Below are 22,896 nucleotides of genomic sequence, written 5' to 3'. Positions count from 1 at the left end.
ACGCTTCTCAGGAGCCACCGAGCACCTCACCCCCCACCCACACCCGCTCCACCGACGCCGCCCCCACGTCCTCCGGCGACTCGAAGACGTCCCGGTCCAGCAGCACCAGGTCGGCCACCGCCCCCGGCTCCACCATCCCCGCGTCGTCGCGGTGGCACACCCAGGCCGACCCGGAGGTGTACGCCGCGAGGGCCACCTCGAGCGGGAGAGCCTGATCGGGGAGGAACGGCTCGCTCCCAGCAGGCCCGGACTCCCCGTAGGCCATCCGGTGGACGGCGACGTGGATCGCCTCGAGCGGGTTCGGGGTGCTGACGGGCCAGTCGCTGCCGGCGACGAGGCGGGCGCCGACACGGTGGAGGTCGCCGAACGGGTACTGGCGCGCGGCCCGCTCGGCACCGAGGAACGGGATGGTCAGGTCGACCATCTGCTCGTCGAGGCAGGCCCACAGCGCCTGGATGTTGGCCGCGACCTGCAGCCCGGCGAACCGCGGCACGTCGGACGGATGCACCAGCTGGAGGTGCGCGACGTGGTGGCGCCGCCGCGGGTCGGTGCCCTCCAGCGCGTCGAGCGCCTCGCGCACGCCGCGGTCGCCGAGGCCGTGGAAGTGGACCTGGAAGCCGGCGGAGTCGAGGGCGGCCACGATGCCCGGCAGGGAGGCAGGGTCGACGAAGGAGAGGCCCGAGTTCGACGTCGCGTGCCCGCACCGGTCGAGGTAGGGCTCGACCAGCGCCGCCGTACCGTTCTCTGCCACGCCGTCCTGCATGATCTTCACCGCCGTCGCGGCGAACCGTCCGTGCGAGCAGGCCTCCCGCTTCTCCACCAGCTCGGCCACCTGCTCCAGGCCGCGCTCGCGCTCCCACCACAGCGCGCCGACGACGCTTCCGGTGAGGTCGCCCGACTGCGCTGCCCGGAGGTAGGTGGGCCCGGTGTCCTGCATCCCGGCGTACGCCCCGACGATCGCGTCCTGCCAGCCGGTGACGCCGAGGGAGTGGAGGTATCGCTGGCCCTCGAGCAGCCCGGCGTACAGCTCGTCCGCATCCGGCACCGGCAGCACCGCGAGCACCAGGTCCATCGCACCCTCGTGCAGCACGCCGGTCGGCTCGCCCGCGGCGTCGCGCTCGATGCGTCCGTCCGATGGATCGGGGGTGTCACGGGTGATCCCCGCGTCGGCGAGAGCGCGGGTGTTGACCCACATGCCGTGGTGGTCGCGGTTGACCAGCGCGGCGGGCCGGTCCGCGACGACGGTGTCGAGCTCGGCCGCGGTCGGCAGCCCGCCGGGGAAGGCCGCCATCGCCCAGCCGCCGCCCTGCACCCAGGCGAGGTCGGGGCGCGAGGCGGCGTACGACCCGACGTGCGCGAGGTAGGCCCCGCGGTCGATCGGCAGCCCGCTCAGGTCGCAGGTGAGCCGCTCGAGCCCGCCCTGGACGGGGTGGACGTGCGCGTCGACGAAGCCCGGCAGCAGCAGCGCCCCGCCGCAGTCGACGACCTCCGCCCCGGGCGTACGGTCCGCACCGCCCACCGACACGATCCGCCCGTCGCGCACGAGCACGTCGCCGGCCTCGCCGAGGTAGCGGACGCCGTCGAAGACCCGCGCCCCCGCGAGGACGAGGTCGTTCACCGGCGCAGCCCGCGCTCGTGCAGCGCGCGGATGCGCTCGTCGTACGGCGCGACGGGGCCGTGGACCCGTACGCCGGGCGCGACGTCGGTGACCGGCAGCGCCGCGACGGGCCCGGCGGGCAGCCGCCACTCCGTACGCCACTGCACGAGCTGCGCGGTCGAGGCGGCGTAGACGATCGGGCCGAGGCCGGCCCACGCGTGCGCCGCGGCGCACATCGGGCAGTGCTCCCCGGAGGTGTAGACGACGCACGACGCCCGCTCCTCCGGTGCGACGTGGGCGGCGGCCCACCGGGCGAGCTCGATCTCGGGGTGCGCCGTCGGGTCGGCGCGCGAGACCTCCTCGTTGTGCCCGGTCCCGAGGACCGTGCCGTCCGCGTCGACCAGCACCGACCCGAAGGCGGAGTTGCCCGCCTCGAGCGCCTGCTCGGCCAGGCGCAGGCACAGCTCGAGGTGGTCGTGGAAGCCGGGCAAGCCCGACAGGTCCGGCAGGTCGGTCAGGTCGGTCATCTCGTGCGACATGGCGCCAATCTGTCCGATCCGGAGGGGTGGGGCAAGGCGGTTGCGCGCACCCCTTCGGGCGGTCTGTCCCGGAAAGACCCGTGCCTAATGTCGGGGCATGACCACAGTGAGCCGCACGTTCGACGTCCGCCCCGAGCCCGCCGTCGTGGTGGACTACCTGAAGGACTTCAGCCACGCCGAGGAGTGGGACCCGGGCACCGAGTCCTGCACCCGGATCGACCCCGGCCCGGTGCAGGTGGGCTCCACCTGGCACAACGTCTCCAAGATCGCCGGCGTGAGCACCGAGCTGACCTACACCCTCCAGCAGCTGACCGACGACATGATCGTCCTCGTCGGGAGCAACGACACCGCCCGGTCCGTCGACACGATCACCGTCGTCCCCAACCCGGAGGGCACCGGCAGCCGCGTCACGTACGAGGCCGTCATCGAGCTCAAGGGCGCCGCGAAGGTCGCCGACCCGATCATGAAGATCGTCTTCGAGAAGATCGGCAGCGACACCGAGGACGACATGACGACCGTCCTCAACCGCCTGGCGGCCTGACCGACCTACCCGATCCGGGCGAAATCATTCGGATCCTCGGGGTGTGTCGTCGCCGCGCACGGCGTTGCACCGTGGAGTCCTCCATCACCGGATGAAAGGACACCCCCATGGACATCGGTGACAGCTTCCAGAGGACGACGGACGGCATCTTCGGCTTCCTGCCCAACCTCGTCGGATTCCTCCTCATCCTGCTGGTCGGCTACATCGTCTCGAAGGTGGTCGCCAAGATCGTCAAGACGATCCTCGACAAGGTCCACCTCGACAGGCGCCTTCACGAGAGCTCGGCCAACAGGTACGTCGACGCGGTGCTGCCCGGTGCGTCACCGGCGAACGGCATCTCGCGCGTCGTGTTCTGGCTGATCTTCATCTTCTTCATCACCGCGGCGATCGGTGCCCTCGGCATCCCGGCCGCGACGAGCTTCATGAACGACGTGCTCGCCTACCTGCCCAACGTGATCGTGGCGATCCTCATCTTCATCGTCGCTGCGCTGCTCTCGGGTGCGGTCGCCGGCGCCGTCGTGCGCTTCATGGGTGACACCCCGACCGGCAAGGTCGTCGGTGCGGTCGCTCCCGCGGTCATCATGACCATCGCCTTCTTCATGATCCTCGAGCAGCTCCAGATCGCTCCCGAGATCGTGCGGATCGCCTTCACCGCGATCATGTTCGCCCTGGCCCTCGGCCTCGCCCTCGCGTTCGGCCTCGGCGGTCGCGAGCTCGCCGCGGACCTGCTCCGCCAGGCCAAGGACAAGGGCAGCCAGGCTGCCGACCAGGCCAAGCACGACGCCCGCGTGGGTGCCGACCGTGCCCGCGACGAGATGGGCGGCCACTCCGGCAGCTCGTACGGCAACGGCGCGTCCAGCACCGCCACGACCACGAACTACCCCACGAGCGTGGACCCGGAGGCGACCCAGCACATGACGCCCCCGGCCCCGCCCAACCGCTGACACCTCCGCCCGAGGCGTACGCAGACGGCCCCCACCGGAGCACCGGTGGGGGCCGTCGCACGCGTGGGATGCTGGACGCCCCATGGGAACCCACCACCACCACCGCGGCCCGGCCCGAGCGGGCTCCCGGCTGCACCGCACCGCCGCGCTGGCGATCGTCGCACCGCTCGCCCTGCTGACGGTCGTCGCGCTCGTGTGGCTGTGGCCCTCGCCCGGCGCGATCGGTGACGGCTCGGCCTCCGCACCCGAGATCCCCGGTCGCGTGGTCGCCGTCGAGGAGCAGACGTGTCCCGACGGCACGCCCGCCGACGTCGAGCGGTGCGGGACCGTACGCGTGTCGGTCGGCACCGAGGACCCCGTCGAGGTGACCGCCCCGCTGCCCGGCGGGCTCGGCGCGCCCGAGGTCGAGGTCGACGACGACGTCGTGCTGATCCGCAACGAGACCCCGGACGGGGTGGCGTACGCCGTGGTCGACCACCAGCGCGGGACGGGGCTGTGGTTCGTGGGCCTCGCGTTCGTGCTGGCGCTGGTCGCCTTCGGCCGGTGGCGCGGCGTGGCGTCGCTGGCCGGGCTCGCGGCGACCTTCGCGATCCTGGCGCTCTTCGTGATCCCGGCGATCCTCGACGGGAGCCCGCCGCTCCTCGTCGCCGTCGTCGGGTCGGCGGCCGTCGTGCTGGTCGTGCTCTACCTGACCCACGGCTTCGGCCTCACCACGACGATGGCCCTGCTCGGCACCCTGGCCGCCCTCGCCCTCACCGGGGCGCTCGCGTGGCTGTCCGTGGCAGCGCTGCACCTCACCGGGGTCACCGACGACCTCTCCGCCTCGGTCGGCGCCGGTCAGGGCGTCGACATGCGCGGCCTGCTGCTGGCCGGCATCGTCATCGGCTCGCTCGGCGTCCTCGACGACGTCACAGTGACCCAGGCGGCCACCGTCGCCGAGATCTCGCACGCCGACCCGTCCGCCGGCTTCACGCGGCTCTTCCGCGCCGGCAGCCGGGTCGGGCGCGCCCACGTCGCGTCCGTGGTCAACACGATCGTGCTGGCGTACGCCGGGTCGTCCCTGCCGCTGCTCGTGCTGCTGGTGGCCGACAACGGCTCGCTGACCGCGGTCGTGCCGAGCCAGGTGGTGGCGCAGGAGATCGTGCGCAGCTCCGTTGCGACGATCGGGCTGATCGCGGCCGTGCCGCTCACCACGGCGCTCGCCGCCTGGGCGCACCGCAGCCGGTCGGTCAGCGGCTAGCGCGCGAGCAGGCCGCGCAGAGGCCGAACAGCTCGACCACGTGCGTGACCTCGGTGAACCCGTGCGCCTCGCCCGCCTTGGCGGCCCACTTCTCGACCGCAGGGCCGTCGACCTCGACGGTCACGCCACAGCTGCGGCAGACCAGGTGGTGGTGGTGCTGCGGACCGCACTGGCGGTAGAGCACCTCGCCGTCGTCGGAGCGCAGCACGTCGAGCTCGCCGGCCTCGGTCATCGCCTGGAGGGTGCGATAGACGGTGGCCAGACCGACGCGGTCACCGCTCGCCCGCAGGTCGTCGTACATCTGCTGGGCGCTGACGAACGCCTCCTGCCGCGACAGCTGGTCACGCAGCAGCCGGCGCTGACGGGTGTCCCTGCGGCCGGGTCCGGCCGGCGCGGAGCCGGAGGTGCGCGCTGTCATGGCGGTCATGCTACTTGGGCTTCCCCTTCCTGCAGCCGTGGTCTACTATTGAGAACGATTCTCGTTACAAGGAGGAGAAGTGAAGCACGGCATCCACCCACCCATCACGAGCGACAGCCACCCGTTCTCGACCGGCGGGTCGCGATGAGGACGCCGCTGGTGGTGGTCACGAGCGTCGACCCGGCCGCGATGGACGCGACGCTGCTCAGCCTGGCGTGGGACCTGCCGCGCGCGGTCTCCGTACGCCACACGATCGATCCCGAGTCGCAGGTGCTCACCCGGACCGTCAGCGACGCGAACGGCGTGGTGGAGCGGCACGAGGTGCAGCTCGAGCACGCGTGCGTCAGCTGCGCGCTGCGCGAGGACATCCTGCCCACGCTCCAGCGCCTCGCCCGCGACGACCGGTGGAGCTCGATCGTCTCCGGCCTGCCGACCGCGACCGAGGCGGGCCAGCTCGCCCACGCCCTCGCCACCGACACGCGGCTGGCGCGCCACCTCAAGCTCAGCGCCGTCGTCGCCGCGGTGGGCGCGGGCGACACCGAGCGCGACCTGCTCAGCGACGACCTGCTCCGCGAGCGCGGGGTGCACACCAACCCGTACGACGACCGCGGCGTGGGCGAGGTCGCCTGCGCCCAGGTCGAGCTCGCCGACGTGGTCGTGCTCGACGCCGAGCCCCGGCCCGAGGCCGCCGACCTGCTGCACGCCCTGGCCCGCCCCGGCGCCCCCGTCGTCCACGGCGCCGACCAGGTCGACGGGCCCGCGCTGGTCGCCGACCGGCACCACCACAGCCTCGCCAACGCGTGGTGCTCCCCCGAGCTCGACCTCGAGCTGCCCGCACTGGAGCAGGGCGCGGCCTGGCGGCTGGACCTGCGCTCGTGGCGCCCGTTCCACCCCGAGCGGCTGCTCGACCACATCGAGCGCCTCGGCACCGGGGCACACCGCGCCCGCGGCTGCTTCTGGGTGCCGACCCGGCCCGGCGACCTGCTCGAGTGGTCCGGCGCCGGCGGCCAGCTGAGCATCGGCGGCTACAGCCCCTGGGGGCGGCGTACGCCCGTCACCCGCCTGCTCTACACCGGCCTCGGCGCGCCGCCGGAGGACCTGCGGGCCGCGTTCGAGGAGGTCCTCCTCACCCCCGCCGAGGCCCGCCACGCCCAGCCGTGGGACGTCGTCGAGGACGGCCTCGAGCCGTGGCTCGGCGACATCCGCGACGTCGCCTGACCCGATCCCAGACCACCCCTCGACACTCCAGGAGGAACCCGTGGCCGTCCCCAAGCGCCGCACCTCACGCAGCAACACCCGCCACCGCCGCTCGCAGTGGAAGGCGACCCCCGTCGACCTCGTGCCCGTCACGGTCGACGGCGAGGTGCGCAACGTCCCGCGCCGCCTCGTCCGCGCCGTCCAGCGCGGCCTCGTCGACGCGAGCGGGAGGCCGGTGCGATGAAGGTCCGCAACTCCATCCGGTCGGTCAAGAACCAGCCGGGCTCGCAGGTCGTGCGCCGCCGCGGCCGCACGTACGTCATCAACAAGCGCAACCCCCGGCTGAAGACCCGCCAGGGCTGACCCGCCAGAAAGGGAGGAGAGCCCATGTCACGCACCTGCCAGGTCACCGGCGCCACGCCGGGCTTCGGCCACCACGTGTCGCACTCGCACCGCCGCACCAAGCGACGCTTCGACGTCAACGTCCAGTCCAGGACGTACTGGGTCCCGAGCCTGCGCCGCAACGTCACGCTCACCGTCAGCGCGCGCGGGATCAAGACGATCGACCAGCGCGGCATCGAGGCGGTCGTCGCCGGCATCCGCGCCCGAGGAGGGAAGGTCTGATGGCGACTCGCGGCAACCACCTCCGGCCCAAGGTGAAGATGCGCTCCACCGGCGGCACCGGCTACACCTACGTCACGACCAAGAACCGGCGCAACGACCCCGACCGTCTCGTGCTGCGCAAGTACGACCCGCGCCTGCGCCGGCACGTCGAGTTCCGCGAGGAGCGCTGATGGCCAAGAAGTCCAAGATCGTCGCCAACGAGCGGCGCAGGCGGACCGTCGCCCGGTACGCCGCGCGGCGGGCGGAGCTGAAGGAGACGGTGCGCACGGCGCGCACCACCGAGGAGAGGGACGCGGCCGTACGTGCCCTGAGTCGGCTGCCCCGCGATGCCAGCCCGGTGCGCGTGCGCAACCGCGACCAGGTCGACGGGCGGCCCCGCGGCTACGTGCGCAAGGCCGGGCTGTCGCGGATCAACCTCCGCACGCTCGCCCACCGCGGCGAGCTGCCGGGGATCGCGAAGTCGTCCTGGTAGCGCCCGCGTTCCACAACCGCGGCGGACGGCTTCCACCGATAACGGGAGTCACCTACGATCCCCCGGTGATCGTGGCTGAGCAGGTCCCCGGATGAGTGGATCCACCAAGCAGGAGGCGCGCCCGACCGCGCCCGGGCGCAACGTGGGAGGCCTCCCGCTCCAGGTCTACGTCGTCTTCGGCGTGCTCGGTGCCCTCGTGGTCTCGCAGCAGTGGCTGGTGCCCCGCCTCGACTCGCCCGCACTGGCGACGTGGAGCACGATCTTCGTCGCGATCGTGGTGCAGTCGATCCCGTTCCTCGTGGGCGGCGTGCTGCTCGCGGGGGTCATCGCGACGCTGCTGTCGGAGAAGGCGCTGCGCAGGTTCGTGCCCGCCAACCCCACCCTCGGCGTGCCCGTCGCCGGACTGGCCGGCGTCGCCCTCCCGGGGTGCGAGTGCGCGTCGGTCCCGGTCGCGGGCAGCCTGATGCGGCGCGGGGTCGCTCCGGCGGTCGCGCTGACCTTCCTCCTCGCCGCGCCTGCGGTGAACCCCGTCGTGCTGGTGTCGACCGCCGTCGCCTTCCCCGACCGGCCCGAGGTCGTGCTGGCCCGCTTCCTGGCGTCGCTGGTGACAGCCATCGCGGTGGGGTGGCTGTGGCTGCGGTTCGCGGGGCGGGTCCCGATCCTGCACCGGCAGCGCGGGCACGACCACGCCGAGGGCGCCGCGCAGGCCTTCCTCGGCAGCGTGCGCCACGACTTCATCCACGCCGCCGGCTTCCTCGTGCTGGGCGCGATGATCGCGGCCGCGATCAACACCTTCGTGCCGCGCGAGATCATCGACAGCGTCGCGGGCAACTTCTTCCTCGCGGTCGGCTCGATGGCGATCTTCGCCTTCGTCGTCGCCCTCTGCTCCGAGGCCGACGCGTTCGTCGCGGCCAGCCTCAGCGCCTTCTCCGACACCGCCAAGCTGGTCTTCATGGTCGTCGGACCGGCGATGGACGTGAAGCTCGCCTCGATGGAGTCCGGCCAGTTCGGCGGGGCGTTCGCGCTGCGGTTCGTGCCGCTGGTGATCGTCGTGGCCGTGCTGTCGGCCTGTGGCATGGGATGGTGGCTGCTGTGACCCGCGCGACCCAGACCCTCCTGCTCGCGGTCACCGGCGCCGTGCTGGTCCGCATGGCGGCGGGCGACAGCTACCTGCGCTACGTCAACTCGTGGATGCGCTGGCCGCTGATCGCGTGCGGCGTGTTCCTGATCGTCCTCGCGCTCGCCGACCTGTGGCGCGACCAGGGCTCGCAGGGCGACGAGCACGACGCCCACGTCCCGCGCGCGGCCTGGCTGCTCTTCGCGCCGTCGCTGGTCTTCTTCCTCGTCGCACCCCCGGCCCTCGGCGCCCACTTCGCCGAGCGCGCCCAGAACGCGACCGTCCCGATCAAGGACGCGAGCGAGGTCTCGTTGCCGCCGCTGCCCGAGGCGGACCCGGTGCCCCTGACGCTCGACGACGTCCTGTTCCGCGCGGCGTACGACGACGGGGCGACCCTCGCCGACCGCCGCCTCGAGCTCACCGGCTTCGTCAGCCGCGACAAGTCAGGCACGTGGTACGTCACGCAGTTCGGGATGAACTGCTGCGCCGCCGACGCCACCGTGATGCGCGTGGCCGCGACCGGCGTGGAGCCGCCGCCGGACGACCAGTGGGTGCGCGTCGTCGCCACCCACGTCCCGGGCACCGGCGACGGCGGGGTGGACTCGCCGGAGGTGACGGTCGAGGAGCTCGAGCTCATCGAGGCGCCGAAGAACCAGTACCGCTGAGCCGGGCCCCCGGAGATGCCGAGGAGGCCGCACCGTGAGCGGTGCGGCCTCCTCGTCGTGCGGGGCGTACGTCAGCCGTTGAGGCTCTGCTTGAGGGCAGAGGCCGGCTTGAAGCCGGCGCTGCGGGACGCGGCGATCTCCATCGCCTCGCCGGTCTGCGGGTTGCGGCCCGAGCGCGCGGCGCGCTCACGGACCTCGAACGTGCCGAAGCCGGGCAGCGTCACCTTGTCGCCGTTGGCGAGGGCGGACGAGATGGCCTCGACCACGGCGTCCACCGCGGACTCGGCACCGGACTTGGACAGGTCGGCGCCCTGGGCGACGGCGTCGACGAGCTCACGCTTGTTCATCTGATTCTTCTCCTTGGTGCTGCAGACATTGGGAATGATTCTCATCATAGTGGGAGAGGCGCTGCTCTCCACCGCCCCACACTGTCAGAGCCGGGCGACAAAGGCGCGCACCGGTCACCTCTGAGGGCGGGTCATGGCGGCCGGTCAGGGCGGGCAGGACTGCTGGAGGTACGCCGAGAACGCGGCGTCGCCACCGTCGACGGACTCGGCCGTGGCGCCGACCGCCTCGGGCGCGAGGTCGAGGCCGATCGAGTCGTACACGCTCCCGATCAGCGTGTAGTAGCCGCTGCGCGCAGGCAGCGACATGCCGGCCGGGACGCCGGTGTCGACGAGCGCGTCGGCCGACTCCTCCAGCGTGGCCTCGTCGGCGGAGCCGGCGGCGAACTCCGCCTGGCTCTGCGCGAGGGCGCGGAACCCGGCACAGAAGTCCTCGTCGCTGGCGACCGCAGGCGCCGCCGGTGCGGATGTCGTCTCCTCCGGGGCGGTGGTGGACGTGTCGTCCGGCTCGGAGTCGCCGGCCGGGCGCTGCACGAGGACGATCAGCGCCACGAGCGCGAGCACGCCGATCGCGAGCACGGCGCGGGGCGTGGTCACCGCTCCACCTCCGGGTTCTCCAGGACGACGGCCAGGCCCTGCCCGACGCCGATGCAGATCGCGGCGACACCCCAGCGCACCCGCTCCTCGCGCATCCGGGCCACGAGCGTGCCGACCACGCGCGCGCCCGAGGCACCGAGCGGGTGGCCGATGGCGATCGCACCGCCGCGGGCGTTGACGACCTCGGGCGCGGACAGGCCGCGGGACAGCCACGCGTCGACGCAGACGAGGCTCTGGACGGCGAAGGCCTCGTTGAGCTCGACGGCCCCGACCTGCGACCAGGCGACGCCGGCGCGCTCGAGCGCCATGGTGGCCGCCTCGACGGGGGCGTACCCGAACTGCTGCGGGTCCAGGGCGTACGCCGCGCGGCCGGCGACGCGTGCCCGCGGCTCGGCCCCGATCCGGTCGGCAGCCGCGGTCGAGCCGAGCAGCACCGCCGCGGCGCCGTCGCTGAGCGGCGAGGCGTTGCCGGCGGTGATGGTGCCGTCGGGGCGGAACGCCGGGCGCAGGCCGGCGAGCGACTCGGTGCTCGCGCCGTCGCGGATCCCCTCGTCGCGCGCGAGCGCGGCGCCGGCGACGGGCACGACGAGCTCGTCGTAGAACCCTTCCGTCCAGGCCTCGGCTGCCTTCTGGTGGCTCGCGGCGGCGTAGGCGTCCTGCCGCTCGCGCGGGACGCGGTGCTGGTCGGCGAGCATCTCGTTGGCCTCGCCGAGCGACACGGTCCACTCGGCCGGCATCCGCTCGTTGACCAGTCGCCAGCCGAGCGTGGTGGACACCGCGGTGGCGTCGCCGGCCGGGAAGGCGCGCGACGGCTTGGGCAGCACCCACGGGGCGCGGGTCATCGACTCCACGCCGCCGGCCACGACCACGTCGGCGTCGCCGGTCTCGACGGTCCGCGACCCGATCATCACCGCGTCGAGCGACGAGCCGCAGAGCCGGTTGACCGTGGTGGCGGGCACCGAGGTGGGCAGGCCGGCGAGCAGGACGGCCATCCGCCCCACGTTGCGGTTGTCCTCGCCGGCGCCGTTGGCGTTGCCCCAGACCACGTCACCGACCTCGGCCGGGTCGAGGTCCGGCGCCCGGTCGAGCGCGCCGGTCAGCGCGGTCGCCGCGAGGTCGTCGGGCCGTACGCCGGCCAGGGCGCCGCCGAAGCGGCCGAACGGGGTGCGGACCGCGGCATAGACGTAGCAGTCGGTCATGGGGGCTCCTCTCGTCGCGGACTCGGCACACCGTAGTGCGCTACCGCCGGTCCCACCCACGCACGGAGTGGATGACCGCGCTCTTGGGATAGCTGCCCTGCGGGCCGCCGATCTCGAAGAGGTCCACCAGGAGGAACAGCGGGTAGGCCGGCGCCTGGGCGATGCGCCGCACCACGACCCCCTCGCAGCCGATCACGGTCTCGCCGTCACCCCAGATCGCGGTCCAGGTGTGGGGCTCGCCGGCGTCGAGCGCCAGCCGGACCTCGGCCATGTCGGTCGTGAGGCCCGGGTCGCCGTGGGCCTTCACCCCCGAGCGGGCCGTGGACTCGTCACCGATCGCATCGGCGTCGATCTCGAAGATGCACACCTCCCCGGCCGCGCGGGCGTCCTCGTGCTCCGTGCCGACGAGCCAGGCCGCCAGCATGCACCCGGGGTCGCGGCTGGCGCTCACGGTGACGTCCACCCGCCCCGAGGAGGGTGCCCACAGCAGGCGGGTCGGCGCCTCGGTGCGCACCACGAGCCCGTCCTCGCGGTGCCGGTGCGTCCCGCGGGAGGTCCCGACCGCCCCGGACCAGGTGCCTGTCTGGAGGTTGGAGACCCGGAGCGGCGCGTCCTCCGGCCGCCAGTCGGGCTGGTCGGCATCGATGCGCAGCCGCAGCCCGTCGTCCACCGCGTCGAAGCGCGCTGCCGAGCGGTCGGGGGTGGTCCAGTGCGGCAGGTAGTGGGGCACCCAGAGGTCCGCGCGGGGACCGCCTCGGAAGTCGTCCTGGATGTCGGGCGCGCGCCGGGGAGGGTCGGGCAGCTCGCCGAGCACGCGCGTCAGCCGGTCCGGGCAGCCGCGTCGGGCCCGTCGACGTAGAGCCGCTTGAGCATGACGTGCGGGGACGGCGACCGGCCGCGGGTGGGCGTGAGGTTGTCCCCCGCCGCCTCGACCAGCAGGCCCGCGATGTCGCGGACCTTGCGGTTGGAGTCGGCGCTGAAGGCCCGCAGCACCGCCCAGGCGGTGTCGGGATCGACGCTGTAGAGCTGCACCAGCACGCCCTTGGCCTGTTCGATGACCGCCCGGTGCTCGACGAAGTCCTCGACGGCGCCGTCGAGCTCGCGGGCGACCGCCTCCTGACGGACGTCGGTGATGTCGATCAGGTGGCCGACGATGACGAGCCGCTCGTCGAGGTGCTCCACGTGCCCGGCCGCGACGACGACCCGGTCGCCGCCGGCGGCGGTGGTGATGCGGTGGACGAAGGAGAACGGCTCGCCGTGCTGGACCGCGTTCTTCCGCGACTCCTCCGCCGCCGCCCGGTCGTCGGGGTGGACGTGGCTCATCACCAGCGACGTGGTGGGGACGACCTCCCGGGGCTCGAAGCCGTGGATGCGGTACATGCCGTCCGACCACCACCACTCGTCCGCGTCGGGGCGGTGGGAGAAGTGCCCGACGAGGGCGGCGTGCGGCGCCCTGGTCGCTCCACCCCGGGGACGAGTCGTCATGACCGGATCTTGCCCACTCGGAACGCCGGCGACAAGCCGGTGCGCCCACTCCGCTTCGTCGTGCGACAGGTCTTTACCCTGGCGCGGGCTTCACCGCCAGCACCGGGCACGTCGCGTCCAGCAGGATGCGCTGGGCCGTGCTGCCGAAGACGAGCTTGCCGACCGGCGTACGGGCGCGGAGGCCAAGGACCACCAGGCGCGCGTCGCGCCGCTGGGCCACCTGGACGACCGCGTCGCTGGGGTCGCCGAGGTCGCCCCGGGCGACCTCGATCCGGCCGGCGGCCTCGGGCCAGGCCCGCTCGAGGTCCGCGACCTCCGGCGGGGACTCGCCGCGGACGGCGGTCACCAGGACCACGGCCTCCTGCTCCCGGGCGGACTCGGCGACGGCGGCAGCCATCGCAGCGTGTCCGGGCGGGGTGTCGGCGTAGGCGACGACGACGGTCATCGGCTGTCCTTCCTGGAGGTGGGGTCGAGGCGAGGGGCGGGGTCCGGCCGGCCGGTCACTGGAGGAGCCCCAGCGGGAGGTCGACCGGGAGCAGCGTGGGCAGCGACAGCAGGACCGCACCGAGCACGAGGGTGTAGGCGATCGCGGTGCGCGGCCGCACCCGGGCGGCGTACAGCAGGAAGGCCGGGGTGAAGACCAGCGTCGCCGCGAGGTAGCCACCGACCATGGCGAGCACCAGGAACGCAGCCATCGCGGCGAAGGTTCGGGCAGCGATCCGGAGGTCGTGCGCGTGGGCGTGGGTGCGCTTGTCGGTGACCGGCTCGACCCGCGTGGCGACCATCGTCGATCCACCGGTCCCGAGCGCCTCGCCGGCAGTCCCGGGCGCGGTCCCGACGGGCCGGGCGGTGCGCGAGCGGCGGACCTTGACCTCCTGCCACGTCAGGAGGAGAGCGGCGGCCAGACCGCAGGTGGCCACCAGTCGCGGCATCAGGCGCGCCTCCTCGGAGAAGGACCCGCTGACCCACAGGGCACCGGCGAAGACCAGCACGGCGAGGACGGCGAGACCGGCGGACCAGGCGGTGCCCGCCAACGAGCCCTCGAGGTCGTCGACGTCGGCCTCCGGACCGTCGTGCTCGTCGCGGTGGCCGTCGTCGGCCTGGCCGGAGGTGCCGCGCAGCTTCTTCACCAGCGACCACAGCACGGGGACCACCAGCACGGCGGCGAAGACCAGGACACCGGGCCGCAGCATCCACGACGCCCCGTCGTAGAGGTTGGCGGTGAGGTAGTAGTAGCGCTCCATCGGGATGGCGAGGACGAAGCCGATGAGGAACGGCGCCCGCGGTGTGCCGGTCGTCTTGAGGAAGAACCCGACGACGCCGAGCAGCACCATCACCCAGAGGTCGCCGATCTGGCCACCCTCCTGGAAGGCGCCGAGGAGCATGATCACGAGCAGGCCGGGGCCGAGCACCGCGAACGGGACGCGAGTGAGCCTGGCGAGCGAACCGGTGGCGAGGAAGCAGAGGAACGCACCGGCCACGGACGCGATCGCGAACGCCCAGACGATGAGGTACATCAGGTCGAGGTGCTCCGTGACGATCGCCGGACCGGGCTGGATGCCGTACGTCAGCAGCATCCCGAGGAGCATCGCGGACGGCACGCCGCCGGGGATGCCGAAGAGGAACGTCGGGATGAGGTCACCGGCCTCGACGGAGTTGTTGGCGCTCTCGGGGCCGACGATGCCGCGCGGGTCGCCCTTGCCGAACTTGCGCTTGTCCTTGGCGGTCGCGACCGCCTGTCCGTACGCGAGCCAGGTGCCGGCGGTCGCACCGACCCCGGGCAGGACGCCGGCCCAGATGCCGATGAGCGAGCCGCGGACGACCTGGGTCCAGTGCGTCAGCCACTCGCGGATCCCGGCTCCCCAGCCGCCGGTCAGCTCGACGGGCTTCTCGGTGACCTTGCGCTGACCCACACGGCTGGCGATCTCGGCGAGGCCGAAGATGCCGAGGGCGACGGCGACCAGGGACACCCCGTCGCTGAGGAAGAGCGACCCGAAGGAGAAGCGCTCCTCGGCGGTGGTGGGCGAGGTGCCGACCAGGCCGAGCAGCAGGCCCAGGAACCCGGCCATCAGGCCCTTGACGACGTTGCCGCGCGAGAGGACCGCGGCGAGGGAGACGCCGAGGATGGTGAGCATGAAGAGCTCGGGGCTGCCGAAGGACAGCACCAGCGGCCGTGCGAGCGGGATCGCCAGGGTCAGGCCGACCGCGCCGATCAGGCCGCCGGCCATGGAGGAGAGGAACGCCAGCGAGAGTGCCCGCTTGGCCTGCCCCTGCCTCGCCATCGAGTAGCCGTCGAGCATCGTGACGCTCGCCGACGCCGAGCCGGGTGCGCCCAGCAGGACGGCTGCCACGGTGTCGGAGGTGTGGACGACGGCGAGGGCGCCGATGAGCATGGCGAGGGCGGCTTCGGGCTCCATGCCGAAGGTGACGGGCAGGAGGATCGCCACGGCGCCGGTGCCGCCGAGGCCCGGGATCAGTCCGATGACCAGGCCGGCGACGACGCCGATGGCGAGCATGAGCAGGAGGGAGGGGTCGGCCAGGGAGGCCAGTGCCGAGAAGGCTGCGTCGGTCATGGTGGCGTCCTCAGTCGATCGTGATGTCGTAGTCGGTCTCGAGCAGCTCGAGGACGTCCTCGCGGACGGAGTCGTCCACTCGGTAGGCGTCCCCGATGCGCTCGGCGAGGTCGGGTGAGGCGTCCAGCGGGTAGCCGCCGAGCACCTCCGCGGCCGCCTCCTGGAACTCCGGGTCGGCGCCCATGTCCTCGGCCGTCGAGCGGAGCAGCTCGAGCGCCTCGTCGGGAGTGTCCTCGGGCACCCAGAGCGCCTTCTGGTACGTGTAGGTCAGCGCGAGGATCGCGCGGTAGGTGTCCAGCTCGTCCGCGTCGGGCTGCTCGCCGTGGAGCTCCTCGTGCACCTCGACCACGGTGGGGAGGTCGGGGAAGTTGGGGTCGCGGACGATCTCGCCGGACTCGTCGACCTGGCCGAGGGAGAAGAGCGGCACAGCGGTGCCGTCCTCGACGAGCGGCTCGACGGCCGGCCCGTACGACGACGTGGTCTGGTAGTCGATGTCGACCTCCCCGCGCTGCAGCGCCAGGTTGACCGGGCCACGGCCCTCGAAGCCGAAGGTGGACTCGACGTCGGCGCCCAGCAGGTCGAAGGCGAGCAGGGTGGTCAGGTCGAGGCTGGTCGCGGCGATGCCGCCGAACACCAGCGGACGGTCACGGTCGACGAGGTCCTCGACCCCCTTCACCCCTGCTCCCGTCCGGGCGTAGACGACCGCCCCCGTGCCGTTGGCCAGGATCGGCCGCAGCTCGGCGAAGTCGTAGCGGACGGCCGGCATGTCGAGCAGGTAGGGCACCACGGTCGACGCGGTGCTGACCAGCACCTCGGTGCCGTCCGTGCGCGCGGAGGACATGAAGTGGTTGGTGCCGAGGATGCCCTCGCCGCCGTCGTCGTTCACCGGTGCGAGCCCGGGCGATCCCGGTACCTCCTGGGTGAGCTCGGTCGCGACGAACCGGGCCCAGGTGTCGGTCCCGCCACCCTCGGCGAGCGGGATCATCATCTCGACGGTCTCGCCCGAGTAGTCACCGTCCGTGGTGGAGGCGGCGGGGTTGAGGAGGTCGCCACCGAGGACGGAGACCCCGACGGCGAGGGCGGCGAACCCCGCCACCACGGCTGCAGCGAGCCCCGGGCTGGGCGGCATTCGGTCCGACGCCGGCTGCGGGTCCTGCGTGGGCACGGCGGTCACGTCCTTCACGTCGACGTGCTGGGTCATGAGTTCCTCCAGGTGAAGCGAGCCTCGTCCGGGCCCGCGATGTCAAGGGTGGTCACGTTCATGCCGATGGCTGGAGCGGCGGATCGGGCAGCAGCACCGAGCCGCTGGCCAGTCGGCGATAGGTCCGTACGACGCCCACGACCGGGACGCCGTCGTGGTCCTCGACGAAGGTGCTGACGCAACCCGCCGGGGTGGCGAGGCGCAGCCCGAGGACAGGGCCGTCGACGGATCCGTCGGGTGCGACGAGGTCGTGCACGACCGTGCCGGCGGCCCCCGCGGCGAGCGTGAGGGCGACCGACCCGGTGACGGGGACGGCGGGGTGGAAGCGACCCATCGACAGCATCCGGACGGTCAGGTCGGTCTCCGGGGCGTCGTCGGAGACCGCGTCGGAGACGAGTGCCAGCTTGGGCACGGCGCGGGCGACCGTCTCGGGGGTCTCGGCGAGCCCCATGCGGACGCCCGCCTCGCGTCGTACGGCGTCGAGCCGGGCAAGCAGGCCCGGGACCGCGTCGAGCGCGGCGATGTCCTCGTCGCCGCGCACCCCGACGTCGACGGCGCGGACCGCGACCACCGGGGCGCCGGCGTCGACCATGGTCACCGTCACGCCGCCCACGGCGTCGGAGAGCCGGTCGCGCTCGCGGCCGGTCGGGAACAGGCGGCCGGTGCTGCGACCGGCGGGATCGACGAAACCCATGCGCACGGGTGAGCCGGGGAAGGGCACACCGGGGATGTGCTCGGTCGCGGCCTCGTCCAGGCGGCCGCCCGGGGTCGGCACCCGCTGCACGATCAGCTGGCGCGTGTTGGTGTTGAGCACCCTGACCGAGGTCTCGGCCGCACCGGTGCCGACCCAGCCCTCGCGGATCGCGAAGGACGCCACCACGGCCGAGCAGTTGCCGCAGTTGCTGCCCCAGTCGACCTTGGCCTCCTCGATGCCGACCTGGGCGAACGTGTACTCCACGTCCACGCCAGGGTCTGTCGACGGCGCGAGGATCACGGCCTTGCTGGTCGTCGAGGTGCCGCCTCCCACACCGTCCACCTGGCGGTGGTCGGGGCTGCCGTAGAGGCGCAGGAGCACCTCGTCGACAGACAGGTCGGGAATCCTCAGGTCGTCGCGGCGGAAGACCCAGCACTTGCTGGTGCCTCCGCGCATCCACGTCGCGTCGATCTCACGCATCGGGCCTCCTGCAGCGAGCGTCCGGGCCGTCCGGACCACCACAGGTTGCGCGCCGGGTGACGTGTAGCACAATCGCGAATCTGCACATGTCGATGAAGCATTGCTACATGCGACGAGAGCCGTCGGTCCGCCGTGGACGCCTCCCCGCACCGTCAACCGCGAGCGGGTGGATCTACATGGCCGTGAAGCAGTCCTTCATGCAGACTGGTGCGATGCTCGACGTCAAACGCCTCCAGGTGCTCCTAGCGATCGTGGAGGAGGGCTCGGTCACCGCAGCCGCCGCCGCCCTGGGCTACACCCCATCCGCCGTCTCCCAGCAGCTGTTGCGCCTCGAGCGCGAGGCCGGCCAGCCGTTGCTCGACCGGCACGCCCGCGGCATGCGGCCCACCGACGCCGGGCTCGTGCTCGCCACCCACGCACGCAAGGTGGTGCGCCAGCTGGCCGCCGCCGAGGCCGACCTGCAGGACATCGCGGGCGTACGCCGCGGAAGCGTCACGCTCGGCACCTTCCCCACCGTGGGCAGCTCGTTCCTGCCGCTGGCCGTGCGCCGCTACCGCGAGCTCTACCCCAACATCACGCTCACCATCAGCAGCGGCCGCGAGGACCACCTGGTGCGGATGCTCGAGGAGGGCGCGGTCGCCATGTCGTTCCTCTGGGACTACGAGTGGGATCGGGTCAGCAACGACGAGCTGGTCCTGACCGAGCTCTTCACCGACCCGACCGTGCTGCTCGTCGGCGCCTCGCACCGCCTCGCACGACGTCGCACCGTCGACATCGCCGCGCTCGCCGACGAGCCCTGGATCATCCGCGCCGGAGGCCACCCGGTCGTCGAGGTGCTCGAGCGCAGCGCGGTCGCCGCGGGGTTCACCCCCACCATCGCTTTCCAGGCCAACGACTACCAGGAGGCCCAGGCGATGGTCAGCGTCGGCCTGGGCATCGCGCTCGCCCCGCGTACGGCCACCGTCAACCAGCATCCCGACGTCCGCGTCATCTCGCTGGGCTCCAGCGCGCCCTCACGCAGGGTGCTCGTCGCGCACCGGGCCGGACGGGTGCGCGGCGCGGCCGAGCTCGCGCTGCACGACGTGCTGGTGGAGACCGCCTCGAGCTACCCCGGGCGGTGATCAGTGTGACGTCGCCAGCCCACCCCCGAGCCTGCCCCGCCAGCCGGCCGGCAGCCACCAGGCACGCTCGCCGAGGAGCTCGAGCAGGGCGGGCGCGAGCACGCGCCGCACGAGGGTGACGTCGATGAGGACGGCCGTGGCGAGGCCGATGCCGATCATCTGCACCTCTGTCTCGTCGGTGACGGCGAAGCCGAGGAAGACCAGGGTCATGATGGCGCCGGCAGTGGTGATGAGGCTCGCCGTGCGCCCCACTGCCACCGGTACGGCGGACCGGGCGTCCCTCCCGGCCGCCCGCTCGTCGCGCACGGCCGAGAGCAGGAAGACGTTGTAGTCCATCGACAGGCCGAAGAGGATCGCGAACATCAGCATCGGCACGAACGACACGACGGGTTGCTCACTCACGCCGAGCAGCCCGGTCCCGACCTCGGTCTGGAACGCGAGCGTCACCACGCCGTACGCCGCACCGATGGACAGCAGGTTCATCAGGGCGCTGACCACCGGCAGGACGAGTGAGCCGAACGCCAGGGTGAGCAGCACGAGCGACAGCCCGACGACGACGAGGATGAGCAGCAGGAGCGTGTCGCCGACCCGCGTCCCGAGGTCGTCGAAGGTGGCGGTCTGGCCGCCCACGTGCGCGGTGACGGCGTCGCCCAGCGCGTCGGGGATCACCGTCGAGCGCAGCTCCTCGACGAGGTCGCTCGTCTCCTCGCTCTGCGGGGCGGTGGTCGGGATCACCGTGACGACGGCGGTGTCGCCCGCCGGGTTGACCTGGGCCGGCGCGACCTGCTGCACGCCGGGCGTCGCGGCGAGGTCGAGCCCGAGGCGCTCGACCAGGCCGTCGCGCTCGGACCCGTCGGCGTCGCGCAGGTCGACGGCCACGAGGAGCGGTCCGTTGAAGCCGGGACCGAACCCGTCGGCCAGCCGGTCGTACGCCACCCGCATGGTGTCCCCGGCCGGCCGGTTGCTGTCGTCGGGCTGGCCGAGCTGGAGGTTCAGGGTCGGTGCGGCAAGCGCGAGCAGCACGACCGTCGCTGCGGACGCCGCGGCCCACGGACGTCGCGCCACCACCACCGCGGCCGTACGGGCCCACCGGCCCTCGCGGTCGTCCGCGCCCTCGACGACGACGTGCTGCTCGCCGCGCTCCGAGCGCGGGAGGACCCGACGGCCGACCAGGCGCAGCAGGGCAGGCACGAGGGTCACCGCGGCGAGGGCGGCGACGGCGACGACGATGGCCGCCGCCAGTCCCATCCGGCCGATGACCGTGATCCCGGTGACGTAGAGACCGCAGATGGACACCACCACGATGGCTCCCGCCGTGACGACCGCCGCGCCCGTCGTGCTGGTCGCGTTGCGCACCGCGGTGGGCACGTCGTCACCCGCCCGCAGCCGCGCGCGGAAGCGAGCCACGAGGAACAGGGCGTAGTCGACCCCGGCGCCGAGCCCCAGCATGATGGCGATGGTCGGCGCCACGGTCGGGATGTCGACGAAGCCGGACACCACCGCGAGCACGGTGTTGCCGAGCGCGAGGCCCAGCAGTGCGGAGCCGACCGTCACCACCGTGGCCAGCACCGACCGGAAGAGCCCCGTGACGAGCACCAGCGCGGCGAGCACGCCGACGAACTCACCGACCGGCACGGGCCGGTCGCGCCAGCGGTCCACCACCGGTCCGCGCATGCTCGCCTCGACCCCGGCGCGGTCCAGCGGGGCGACCGCCTCCTCGAGCCGCTCGAGATGCCCCTGCGACAGGTCGGCGGCCACCTCGTCGTAGAGCACCGTGGCGAAGCCCGTCGCACCGTCGGGTGAGTACTGCAGCGGACTCACCGACGCGACGTCCGACTGGTCGGCGACCGCGGCGAGCACCGAGTCCACCTCCCGCGCCCGGTCCGACCCCTGCAGCCCGTCGTCGTGGAACACCAGCGTCGCGGTGTCGCCCGCAGCTGTCGGGAACCTCTCCGCGAGCACGTCAGCCGCACGCTGGGAGTCGCTCTCGCCCAGCCGAACCTCGTCGGTGAACCCCGCACCGACCCCGCCCGCCGCACCACCCAGCACGACCAGAGCGGCCACGAACCCGATGACCACCCGCCACGGGCGGCGCGCCGCCACCCCACCGATCCAGCCCAACCATGTCGACATGCCCTGCTCCTCGCTACCGGTCCTCGGATTCAATCAATTGATTGAAGCAGGTGCTTGACGAATCGGCAACTACTGCGAGGATGGGAGCGTGCACCCCACCGCCGAACGCCTCCTGCGAGCCACCGAGGAGCTGCTCCACGAGCAGGGCCAGACCCGGATCTCGCTGCGCGACATCACCGAGCGTGCCGGCGCCAACGTCGCCGCGGTGAGCTATCACTTCCGCTCGAAGGACGCCCTCGTCGAGGAGACCTTCCGGCGGGCGCTCGAGGAGGTCACCGAGCAGCGCCGCCGGCAGCTCGCGACCCTCGCGCCGGACGCCGACCTGCGCGACGTCGTACGCACATGGCTGGCGCCCGCCCTCGACCCGTCCTCGCAGGACCCACGGGAGGCGCAGCTGTGGGCCCTGATCGCACGCGGGATGCGCGAGGAGGCGCCGGGCCTGGGCGCCGCCGTCGGCAGCGTCAGCGCCGGCGTCGACGACGAGCTCTTCGCGCTCCTCACGCGCCACCTGCCGCACCTGGACGCCGACGAGGTCCGGGTCCGGCACACCGCGACCCTCGCCGCCCTCTCGTCCCGGACGGTGTCCCCTGACGACGCCGAGCTGCTCCTCGACTGGGTGGTCGCCGGGCTCAGCGGGCCGGGGAGGACCTCACGCTGAACCGCCACTCGAGGCGGGAGACGTACGCCTCCCCCGGCCGCAGCACCGCGGACGGCCACTCCGGGCGGTTGGGCGAGTCGGGGAAGAGCTGCGGCTCGAGCGCGACGCCGTCGCCCTGGCGGTAGCGGCCGCCGGTGGTGGAGCGGCGGGTGCCGTCGAGGAAGTTGCCGGTGTAGACCTGCAGGCCGGGCTGGTCGGTCCACACCTCCGCGCTGGTGCGCGTGACCGGCGAGGTGAGCACCGCGGCGCGGCGCAGCCCGGTGCCGCGCACGACGTAGTTGTGGTCGATGCCCCTGGCGTCGGCGACCTGCGGGTGCTCGGTGCGCACCGCGGGCCCGACCAGCGTCGGCACGCGGAGGTCGAACGGCGTGCCGGCGACGGGGGCGTGGCCGCCGACCGGGATCCCGGTCGCGTCGACCGGCGTGAACTCGTCGGCCTCGACGAGCAGCTCGTGGTCGTCGATCGTGCCGGAGCCCTCGCCGCCGAGGTTGAGGTAGGCGTGGTTGGTCAGGTTGACGACCGTGGCGGCGTCGGTCGTCGCCTCCATCGTCACGCGCACCGCGTCGCCGTCGACGGCGTAGCGGACGGTCGCGGTCACCGCACCCGGGAAGCCCTGGTCGCCGTCCGGGCTGACCAGCGACAGCACGACCTCGTCGGCGTCGTGGGCGACGACGTCCCAGAGGCGTGCGTCGAACCCGTCCGGGCCGCCGTGCAGGCTGTTGCCCCGGTCGTGGGTGCCCACCTGGACGTCGCGGCCGTCGAGGGTGAAGCGCCCGGCAGCGATGCGGTTGGCGTAGCGGCCGATCGTGCCGCCGACGTAGTCGCCGCTCGCCAGACGTTCCTCGACGTCCGGGTGGCCGAGCACGACGTTGCGCCGCTGCCCGTCGCCGCACGCGACGACCAGCCGGTGGACCGTCGCACCGAGGGTGAGCACCTCGACCACCGGGCCGGGCTCGGCCCCGATCGTCAGCAGGCTCACGTCGCGCCCGTCGGGCAGCTGGCCGAAGGACTGGCTCCGGGAGTGGTCTGGGGTCACGGGTCCATCCTCGGGCATGGT

At 73.0% G+C, this 22,896-nt stretch carries 27 protein-coding genes; 13 read left to right on the top strand and 14 right to left on the bottom strand.

Annotation, left to right across the window (positions count from 1 at the left end; all coding sequences use genetic code 11):
- Positions 1 to 7: 7 nt before the first annotated feature.
- Together IEZ24_RS07195 and IEZ24_RS07190 are read right to left on the bottom strand one after the other, a co-directional pair.
- Positions 8 to 1,618 carry an amidohydrolase gene (locus IEZ24_RS07195; protein WP_129454974.1) on the bottom strand — a complete coding sequence of 537 codons (1,611 nt, stop codon included), beginning with the start codon at positions 1,616 to 1,618 and terminating at the stop codon, positions 8 to 10.
- A complete protein-coding gene (locus IEZ24_RS07190; RefSeq protein WP_207206794.1) occupies positions 1,615 to 2,136 on the bottom strand; it encodes a nucleoside deaminase in 522 nt (173 codons plus the stop codon). The genes IEZ24_RS07195 and IEZ24_RS07190 overlap by 4 nt, the downstream gene beginning before the upstream one ends.
- Positions 2,137 to 2,233: 97 nt before the next feature.
- On the opposite strand from IEZ24_RS07190, the gene IEZ24_RS07185 reads away from it, so the two are divergent.
- The 3 genes from IEZ24_RS07185 (at position 2,234) to IEZ24_RS07175 (ending at position 4,861) form a co-directional block, all read left to right on the top strand.
- The gene (locus IEZ24_RS07185) at positions 2,234 to 2,677 is read left to right on the top strand and encodes an SRPBCC family protein (protein WP_129454975.1); all 444 of its coding nucleotides are present in this window, start codon (positions 2,234 to 2,236) and stop codon (positions 2,675 to 2,677) included.
- Positions 2,678 to 2,784: 107 nt separating this feature from the next.
- Positions 2,785 to 3,621, top strand: coding sequence for a mechanosensitive ion channel family protein (locus IEZ24_RS07180; protein WP_129454976.1), 837 nt, complete (start codon positions 2,785 to 2,787; stop codon positions 3,619 to 3,621).
- A gap of 82 nt (positions 3,622 to 3,703) precedes the next feature.
- Positions 3,704 to 4,861, top strand: a complete 1,158-nt coding sequence (locus IEZ24_RS07175; protein WP_129454977.1) for a YibE/F family protein — start codon at positions 3,704 to 3,706, stop codon at positions 4,859 to 4,861.
- Here IEZ24_RS07175 and IEZ24_RS07170 read toward each other — a convergent pair.
- Positions 4,851 to 5,279 carry a Fur family transcriptional regulator gene (locus IEZ24_RS07170; RefSeq protein WP_129454978.1) on the bottom strand — a complete coding sequence of 143 codons (429 nt, stop codon included), beginning with the start codon at positions 5,277 to 5,279 and terminating at the stop codon, positions 4,851 to 4,853. The genes IEZ24_RS07175 and IEZ24_RS07170 overlap by 11 nt on opposite strands.
- A 144-nt stretch (positions 5,280 to 5,423) precedes the next feature.
- Here IEZ24_RS07170 and IEZ24_RS07165 point away from each other — a divergent pair, with 144 nt between their 5' ends.
- The 8 genes from IEZ24_RS07165 to IEZ24_RS07130 all read left to right on the top strand — a co-directional run bounded on the left by IEZ24_RS07165 (position 5,424) and on the right by IEZ24_RS07130 (position 9,354).
- Positions 5,424 to 6,497: a CobW family GTP-binding protein gene (locus IEZ24_RS07165; protein ID WP_129454979.1), complete on the top strand. Its 1,074-nt coding sequence runs from the start codon at positions 5,424 to 5,426 to the stop codon at positions 6,495 to 6,497.
- A gap of 40 nt (positions 6,498 to 6,537) precedes the next feature.
- Positions 6,538 to 6,720: a 50S ribosomal protein L32 gene (gene rpmF / locus IEZ24_RS07160; RefSeq protein ID WP_129454980.1), complete on the top strand. Its 183-nt coding sequence runs from the start codon at positions 6,538 to 6,540 to the stop codon at positions 6,718 to 6,720.
- Positions 6,717 to 6,839 (top strand): type B 50S ribosomal protein L36, encoded by a 123-nt coding sequence (ykgO, locus tag IEZ24_RS07155; RefSeq protein WP_129454981.1) that lies wholly within the window; start codon positions 6,717 to 6,719, stop codon positions 6,837 to 6,839. Before rpmF ends, ykgO begins: the two co-directional genes overlap by 4 nt.
- Positions 6,840 to 6,863: 24 nt before the next feature.
- On the top strand, positions 6,864 to 7,100 hold the full coding sequence (gene rpmB, locus IEZ24_RS07150) for a 50S ribosomal protein L28 (protein WP_129454982.1): 237 nt from the start codon (positions 6,864 to 6,866) through the stop codon (positions 7,098 to 7,100).
- On the top strand, positions 7,100 to 7,270 hold the full coding sequence (gene rpmG, locus IEZ24_RS07145; RefSeq protein WP_129454983.1) for a 50S ribosomal protein L33: 171 nt from the start codon (positions 7,100 to 7,102) through the stop codon (positions 7,268 to 7,270). The genes rpmB and rpmG overlap by 1 nt, the downstream gene beginning before the upstream one ends.
- Positions 7,270 to 7,572 (top strand): 30S ribosomal protein S14, encoded by a 303-nt coding sequence (rpsN, locus tag IEZ24_RS07140; protein ID WP_129454984.1) that lies wholly within the window; start codon positions 7,270 to 7,272, stop codon positions 7,570 to 7,572. The genes rpmG and rpsN overlap by 1 nt, the downstream gene beginning before the upstream one ends.
- A 91-nt stretch (positions 7,573 to 7,663) precedes the next feature.
- Entirely contained in the window at positions 7,664 to 8,668 is a 1,005-nt protein-coding gene (locus IEZ24_RS07135) for a permease (protein WP_129454985.1), read from the top strand.
- Positions 8,656 to 9,354, top strand: coding sequence for a TIGR03943 family putative permease subunit (locus IEZ24_RS07130; protein WP_165356069.1), 699 nt, complete (start codon positions 8,656 to 8,658; stop codon positions 9,352 to 9,354). Before IEZ24_RS07135 ends, IEZ24_RS07130 begins: the two co-directional genes overlap by 13 nt.
- A gap of 71 nt (positions 9,355 to 9,425) precedes the next feature.
- On the opposite strand, the gene IEZ24_RS07125 is transcribed toward IEZ24_RS07130, so the two are convergent.
- The 9 genes from IEZ24_RS07125 to IEZ24_RS07085 all read right to left on the bottom strand — a co-directional run bounded on the left by IEZ24_RS07125 (position 9,426) and on the right by IEZ24_RS07085 (position 17,927).
- Positions 9,426 to 9,746 carry an HU family DNA-binding protein gene (locus IEZ24_RS07125; protein WP_165356070.1) on the bottom strand — a complete coding sequence of 107 codons (321 nt, stop codon included), beginning with the start codon at positions 9,744 to 9,746 and terminating at the stop codon, positions 9,426 to 9,428.
- 99 nt (positions 9,747 to 9,845) lie between these two features.
- Complete coding sequence (locus tag IEZ24_RS07120) at positions 9,846 to 10,295, bottom strand: hypothetical protein (protein ID WP_129454988.1); 450 nt, start codon at positions 10,293 to 10,295, stop codon at positions 9,846 to 9,848.
- Complete coding sequence (locus IEZ24_RS07115) at positions 10,292 to 11,494, bottom strand: thiolase family protein (RefSeq protein WP_129454989.1); 1,203 nt, start codon at positions 11,492 to 11,494, stop codon at positions 10,292 to 10,294. Before IEZ24_RS07115 ends, IEZ24_RS07120 begins: the two co-directional genes overlap by 4 nt.
- 40 nt (positions 11,495 to 11,534) lie before the next feature.
- Entirely contained in the window at positions 11,535 to 12,308 is a 774-nt protein-coding gene (locus IEZ24_RS07110) for a hypothetical protein (protein WP_242498461.1), read from the bottom strand.
- Between the two features lie 5 nt (positions 12,309 to 12,313).
- Positions 12,314 to 12,979: a PAS and ANTAR domain-containing protein gene (locus IEZ24_RS07105; protein ID WP_129454990.1), complete on the bottom strand. Its 666-nt coding sequence runs from the start codon at positions 12,977 to 12,979 to the stop codon at positions 12,314 to 12,316.
- A 73-nt stretch (positions 12,980 to 13,052) separates the two neighbouring features.
- Complete coding sequence (locus tag IEZ24_RS07100; RefSeq protein WP_129454991.1) at positions 13,053 to 13,424, bottom strand: universal stress protein; 372 nt, start codon at positions 13,422 to 13,424, stop codon at positions 13,053 to 13,055.
- Positions 13,425 to 13,479: 55 nt separating this feature from the next.
- On the bottom strand, positions 13,480 to 15,552 hold the full coding sequence (locus IEZ24_RS07095; RefSeq protein WP_129454992.1) for a tripartite tricarboxylate transporter permease: 2,073 nt from the start codon (positions 15,550 to 15,552) through the stop codon (positions 13,480 to 13,482).
- A gap of 10 nt (positions 15,553 to 15,562) precedes the next feature.
- The gene (locus IEZ24_RS07090; RefSeq protein WP_129454993.1) at positions 15,563 to 16,753 is read right to left on the bottom strand and encodes a Bug family tripartite tricarboxylate transporter substrate binding protein; all 1,191 of its coding nucleotides are present in this window, start codon (positions 16,751 to 16,753) and stop codon (positions 15,563 to 15,565) included.
- 58 nt (positions 16,754 to 16,811) lie between these two features.
- Positions 16,812 to 17,927: a PrpF domain-containing protein gene (locus tag IEZ24_RS07085; RefSeq protein WP_129454994.1), complete on the bottom strand. Its 1,116-nt coding sequence runs from the start codon at positions 17,925 to 17,927 to the stop codon at positions 16,812 to 16,814.
- 212 nt (positions 17,928 to 18,139) lie between these two features.
- Between IEZ24_RS07085 and IEZ24_RS07080 the strand changes: the two genes are divergently transcribed.
- Positions 18,140 to 19,048, top strand: a complete 909-nt coding sequence (locus IEZ24_RS07080; protein WP_129454995.1) for a LysR family transcriptional regulator — start codon at positions 18,140 to 18,142, stop codon at positions 19,046 to 19,048.
- Here the strand turns inward: IEZ24_RS07080 and IEZ24_RS07075 are convergent, their stop codons facing one another.
- Entirely contained in the window at positions 19,049 to 21,181 is a 2,133-nt protein-coding gene (locus IEZ24_RS07075; RefSeq protein ID WP_165356071.1) for an MMPL family transporter, read from the bottom strand. It lies immediately after the preceding gene.
- 88 nt (positions 21,182 to 21,269) lie between these two features.
- On the opposite strand from IEZ24_RS07075, the gene IEZ24_RS07070 reads away from it, so the two are divergent.
- Positions 21,270 to 21,839, top strand: a complete 570-nt coding sequence (locus IEZ24_RS07070) for a TetR/AcrR family transcriptional regulator (RefSeq protein ID WP_165356072.1) — start codon at positions 21,270 to 21,272, stop codon at positions 21,837 to 21,839.
- Here IEZ24_RS07070 and IEZ24_RS07065 read toward each other — a convergent pair.
- Entirely contained in the window at positions 21,811 to 22,875 is a 1,065-nt protein-coding gene (locus IEZ24_RS07065; protein WP_207206795.1) for an aldose epimerase family protein, read from the bottom strand. The genes IEZ24_RS07070 and IEZ24_RS07065 overlap by 29 nt on opposite strands.
- Positions 22,876 to 22,896 lie beyond the last annotated feature (21 nt).

The sequence above is a fragment of the Nocardioides ganghwensis genome, from assembly GCF_014779655.1.
In the GTDB taxonomy this organism is placed as follows: Bacteria; Actinomycetota; Actinomycetes; order Propionibacteriales; family Nocardioidaceae; genus Nocardioides; species Nocardioides ganghwensis.
Note: the sequence above shows the minus strand (reverse complement) of the source record. Positions and strands in the feature narration are given on the sequence as shown.

What these genes read in the sequence shown, in the direction of transcription:
- IEZ24_RS07165 (WP_129454979.1), top strand. Translation starts at nt 5,424, where the DNA reads ATGAGGACGCCGCTGGTGGTGGTCACGAGCGTCGACCCGGCCGCGATG.
- IEZ24_RS07115 (WP_129454989.1), bottom strand. Translation starts at nt 11,494, where the DNA reads ATGACCGACTGCTACGTCTATGCCGCGGTCCGCACCCCGTTCGGCCGC.
- IEZ24_RS07105 (WP_129454990.1), bottom strand. Translation starts at nt 12,979, where the DNA reads ATGACGACTCGTCCCCGGGGTGGAGCGACCAGGGCGCCGCACGCCGCC.
- IEZ24_RS07090 (WP_129454993.1), bottom strand. Translation starts at nt 16,753, where the DNA reads ATGACCCAGCACGTCGACGTGAAGGACGTGACCGCCGTGCCCACGCAG.
- IEZ24_RS07185 (WP_129454975.1), top strand. Translation starts at nt 2,234, where the DNA reads ATGACCACAGTGAGCCGCACGTTCGACGTCCGCCCCGAGCCCGCCGTC.
- IEZ24_RS07100 (WP_129454991.1), bottom strand. Translation starts at nt 13,424, where the DNA reads ATGACCGTCGTCGTCGCCTACGCCGACACCCCGCCCGGACACGCTGCG.
- rpmB (WP_129454982.1), top strand. Translation starts at nt 6,864, where the DNA reads ATGTCACGCACCTGCCAGGTCACCGGCGCCACGCCGGGCTTCGGCCAC.
- IEZ24_RS07095 (WP_129454992.1), bottom strand. Translation starts at nt 15,552, where the DNA reads ATGACCGACGCAGCCTTCTCGGCACTGGCCTCCCTGGCCGACCCCTCC.
- IEZ24_RS07190 (WP_207206794.1), bottom strand. Translation starts at nt 2,136, where the DNA reads ATGTCGCACGAGATGACCGACCTGACCGACCTGCCGGACCTGTCGGGC.
- ykgO (WP_129454981.1), top strand. Translation starts at nt 6,717, where the DNA reads ATGAAGGTCCGCAACTCCATCCGGTCGGTCAAGAACCAGCCGGGCTCG.
- IEZ24_RS07085 (WP_129454994.1), bottom strand. Translation starts at nt 17,927, where the DNA reads ATGCGTGAGATCGACGCGACGTGGATGCGCGGAGGCACCAGCAAGTGC.
- IEZ24_RS07080 (WP_129454995.1), top strand. Translation starts at nt 18,140, where the DNA reads ATGCTCGACGTCAAACGCCTCCAGGTGCTCCTAGCGATCGTGGAGGAG.
- IEZ24_RS07125 (WP_165356070.1), bottom strand. Translation starts at nt 9,746, where the DNA reads ATGAGAATCATTCCCAATGTCTGCAGCACCAAGGAGAAGAATCAGATG.
- IEZ24_RS07135 (WP_129454985.1), top strand. Translation starts at nt 7,664, where the DNA reads ATGAGTGGATCCACCAAGCAGGAGGCGCGCCCGACCGCGCCCGGGCGC.
- IEZ24_RS07180 (WP_129454976.1), top strand. Translation starts at nt 2,785, where the DNA reads ATGGACATCGGTGACAGCTTCCAGAGGACGACGGACGGCATCTTCGGC.
- IEZ24_RS07170 (WP_129454978.1), bottom strand. Translation starts at nt 5,279, where the DNA reads ATGACAGCGCGCACCTCCGGCTCCGCGCCGGCCGGACCCGGCCGCAGG.
- rpmG (WP_129454983.1), top strand. Translation starts at nt 7,100, where the DNA reads ATGGCGACTCGCGGCAACCACCTCCGGCCCAAGGTGAAGATGCGCTCC.
- IEZ24_RS07075 (WP_165356071.1), bottom strand. Translation starts at nt 21,181, where the DNA reads ATGTCGACATGGTTGGGCTGGATCGGTGGGGTGGCGGCGCGCCGCCCG.
- rpsN (WP_129454984.1), top strand. Translation starts at nt 7,270, where the DNA reads ATGGCCAAGAAGTCCAAGATCGTCGCCAACGAGCGGCGCAGGCGGACC.
- IEZ24_RS07175 (WP_129454977.1), top strand. Translation starts at nt 3,704, where the DNA reads ATGGGAACCCACCACCACCACCGCGGCCCGGCCCGAGCGGGCTCCCGG.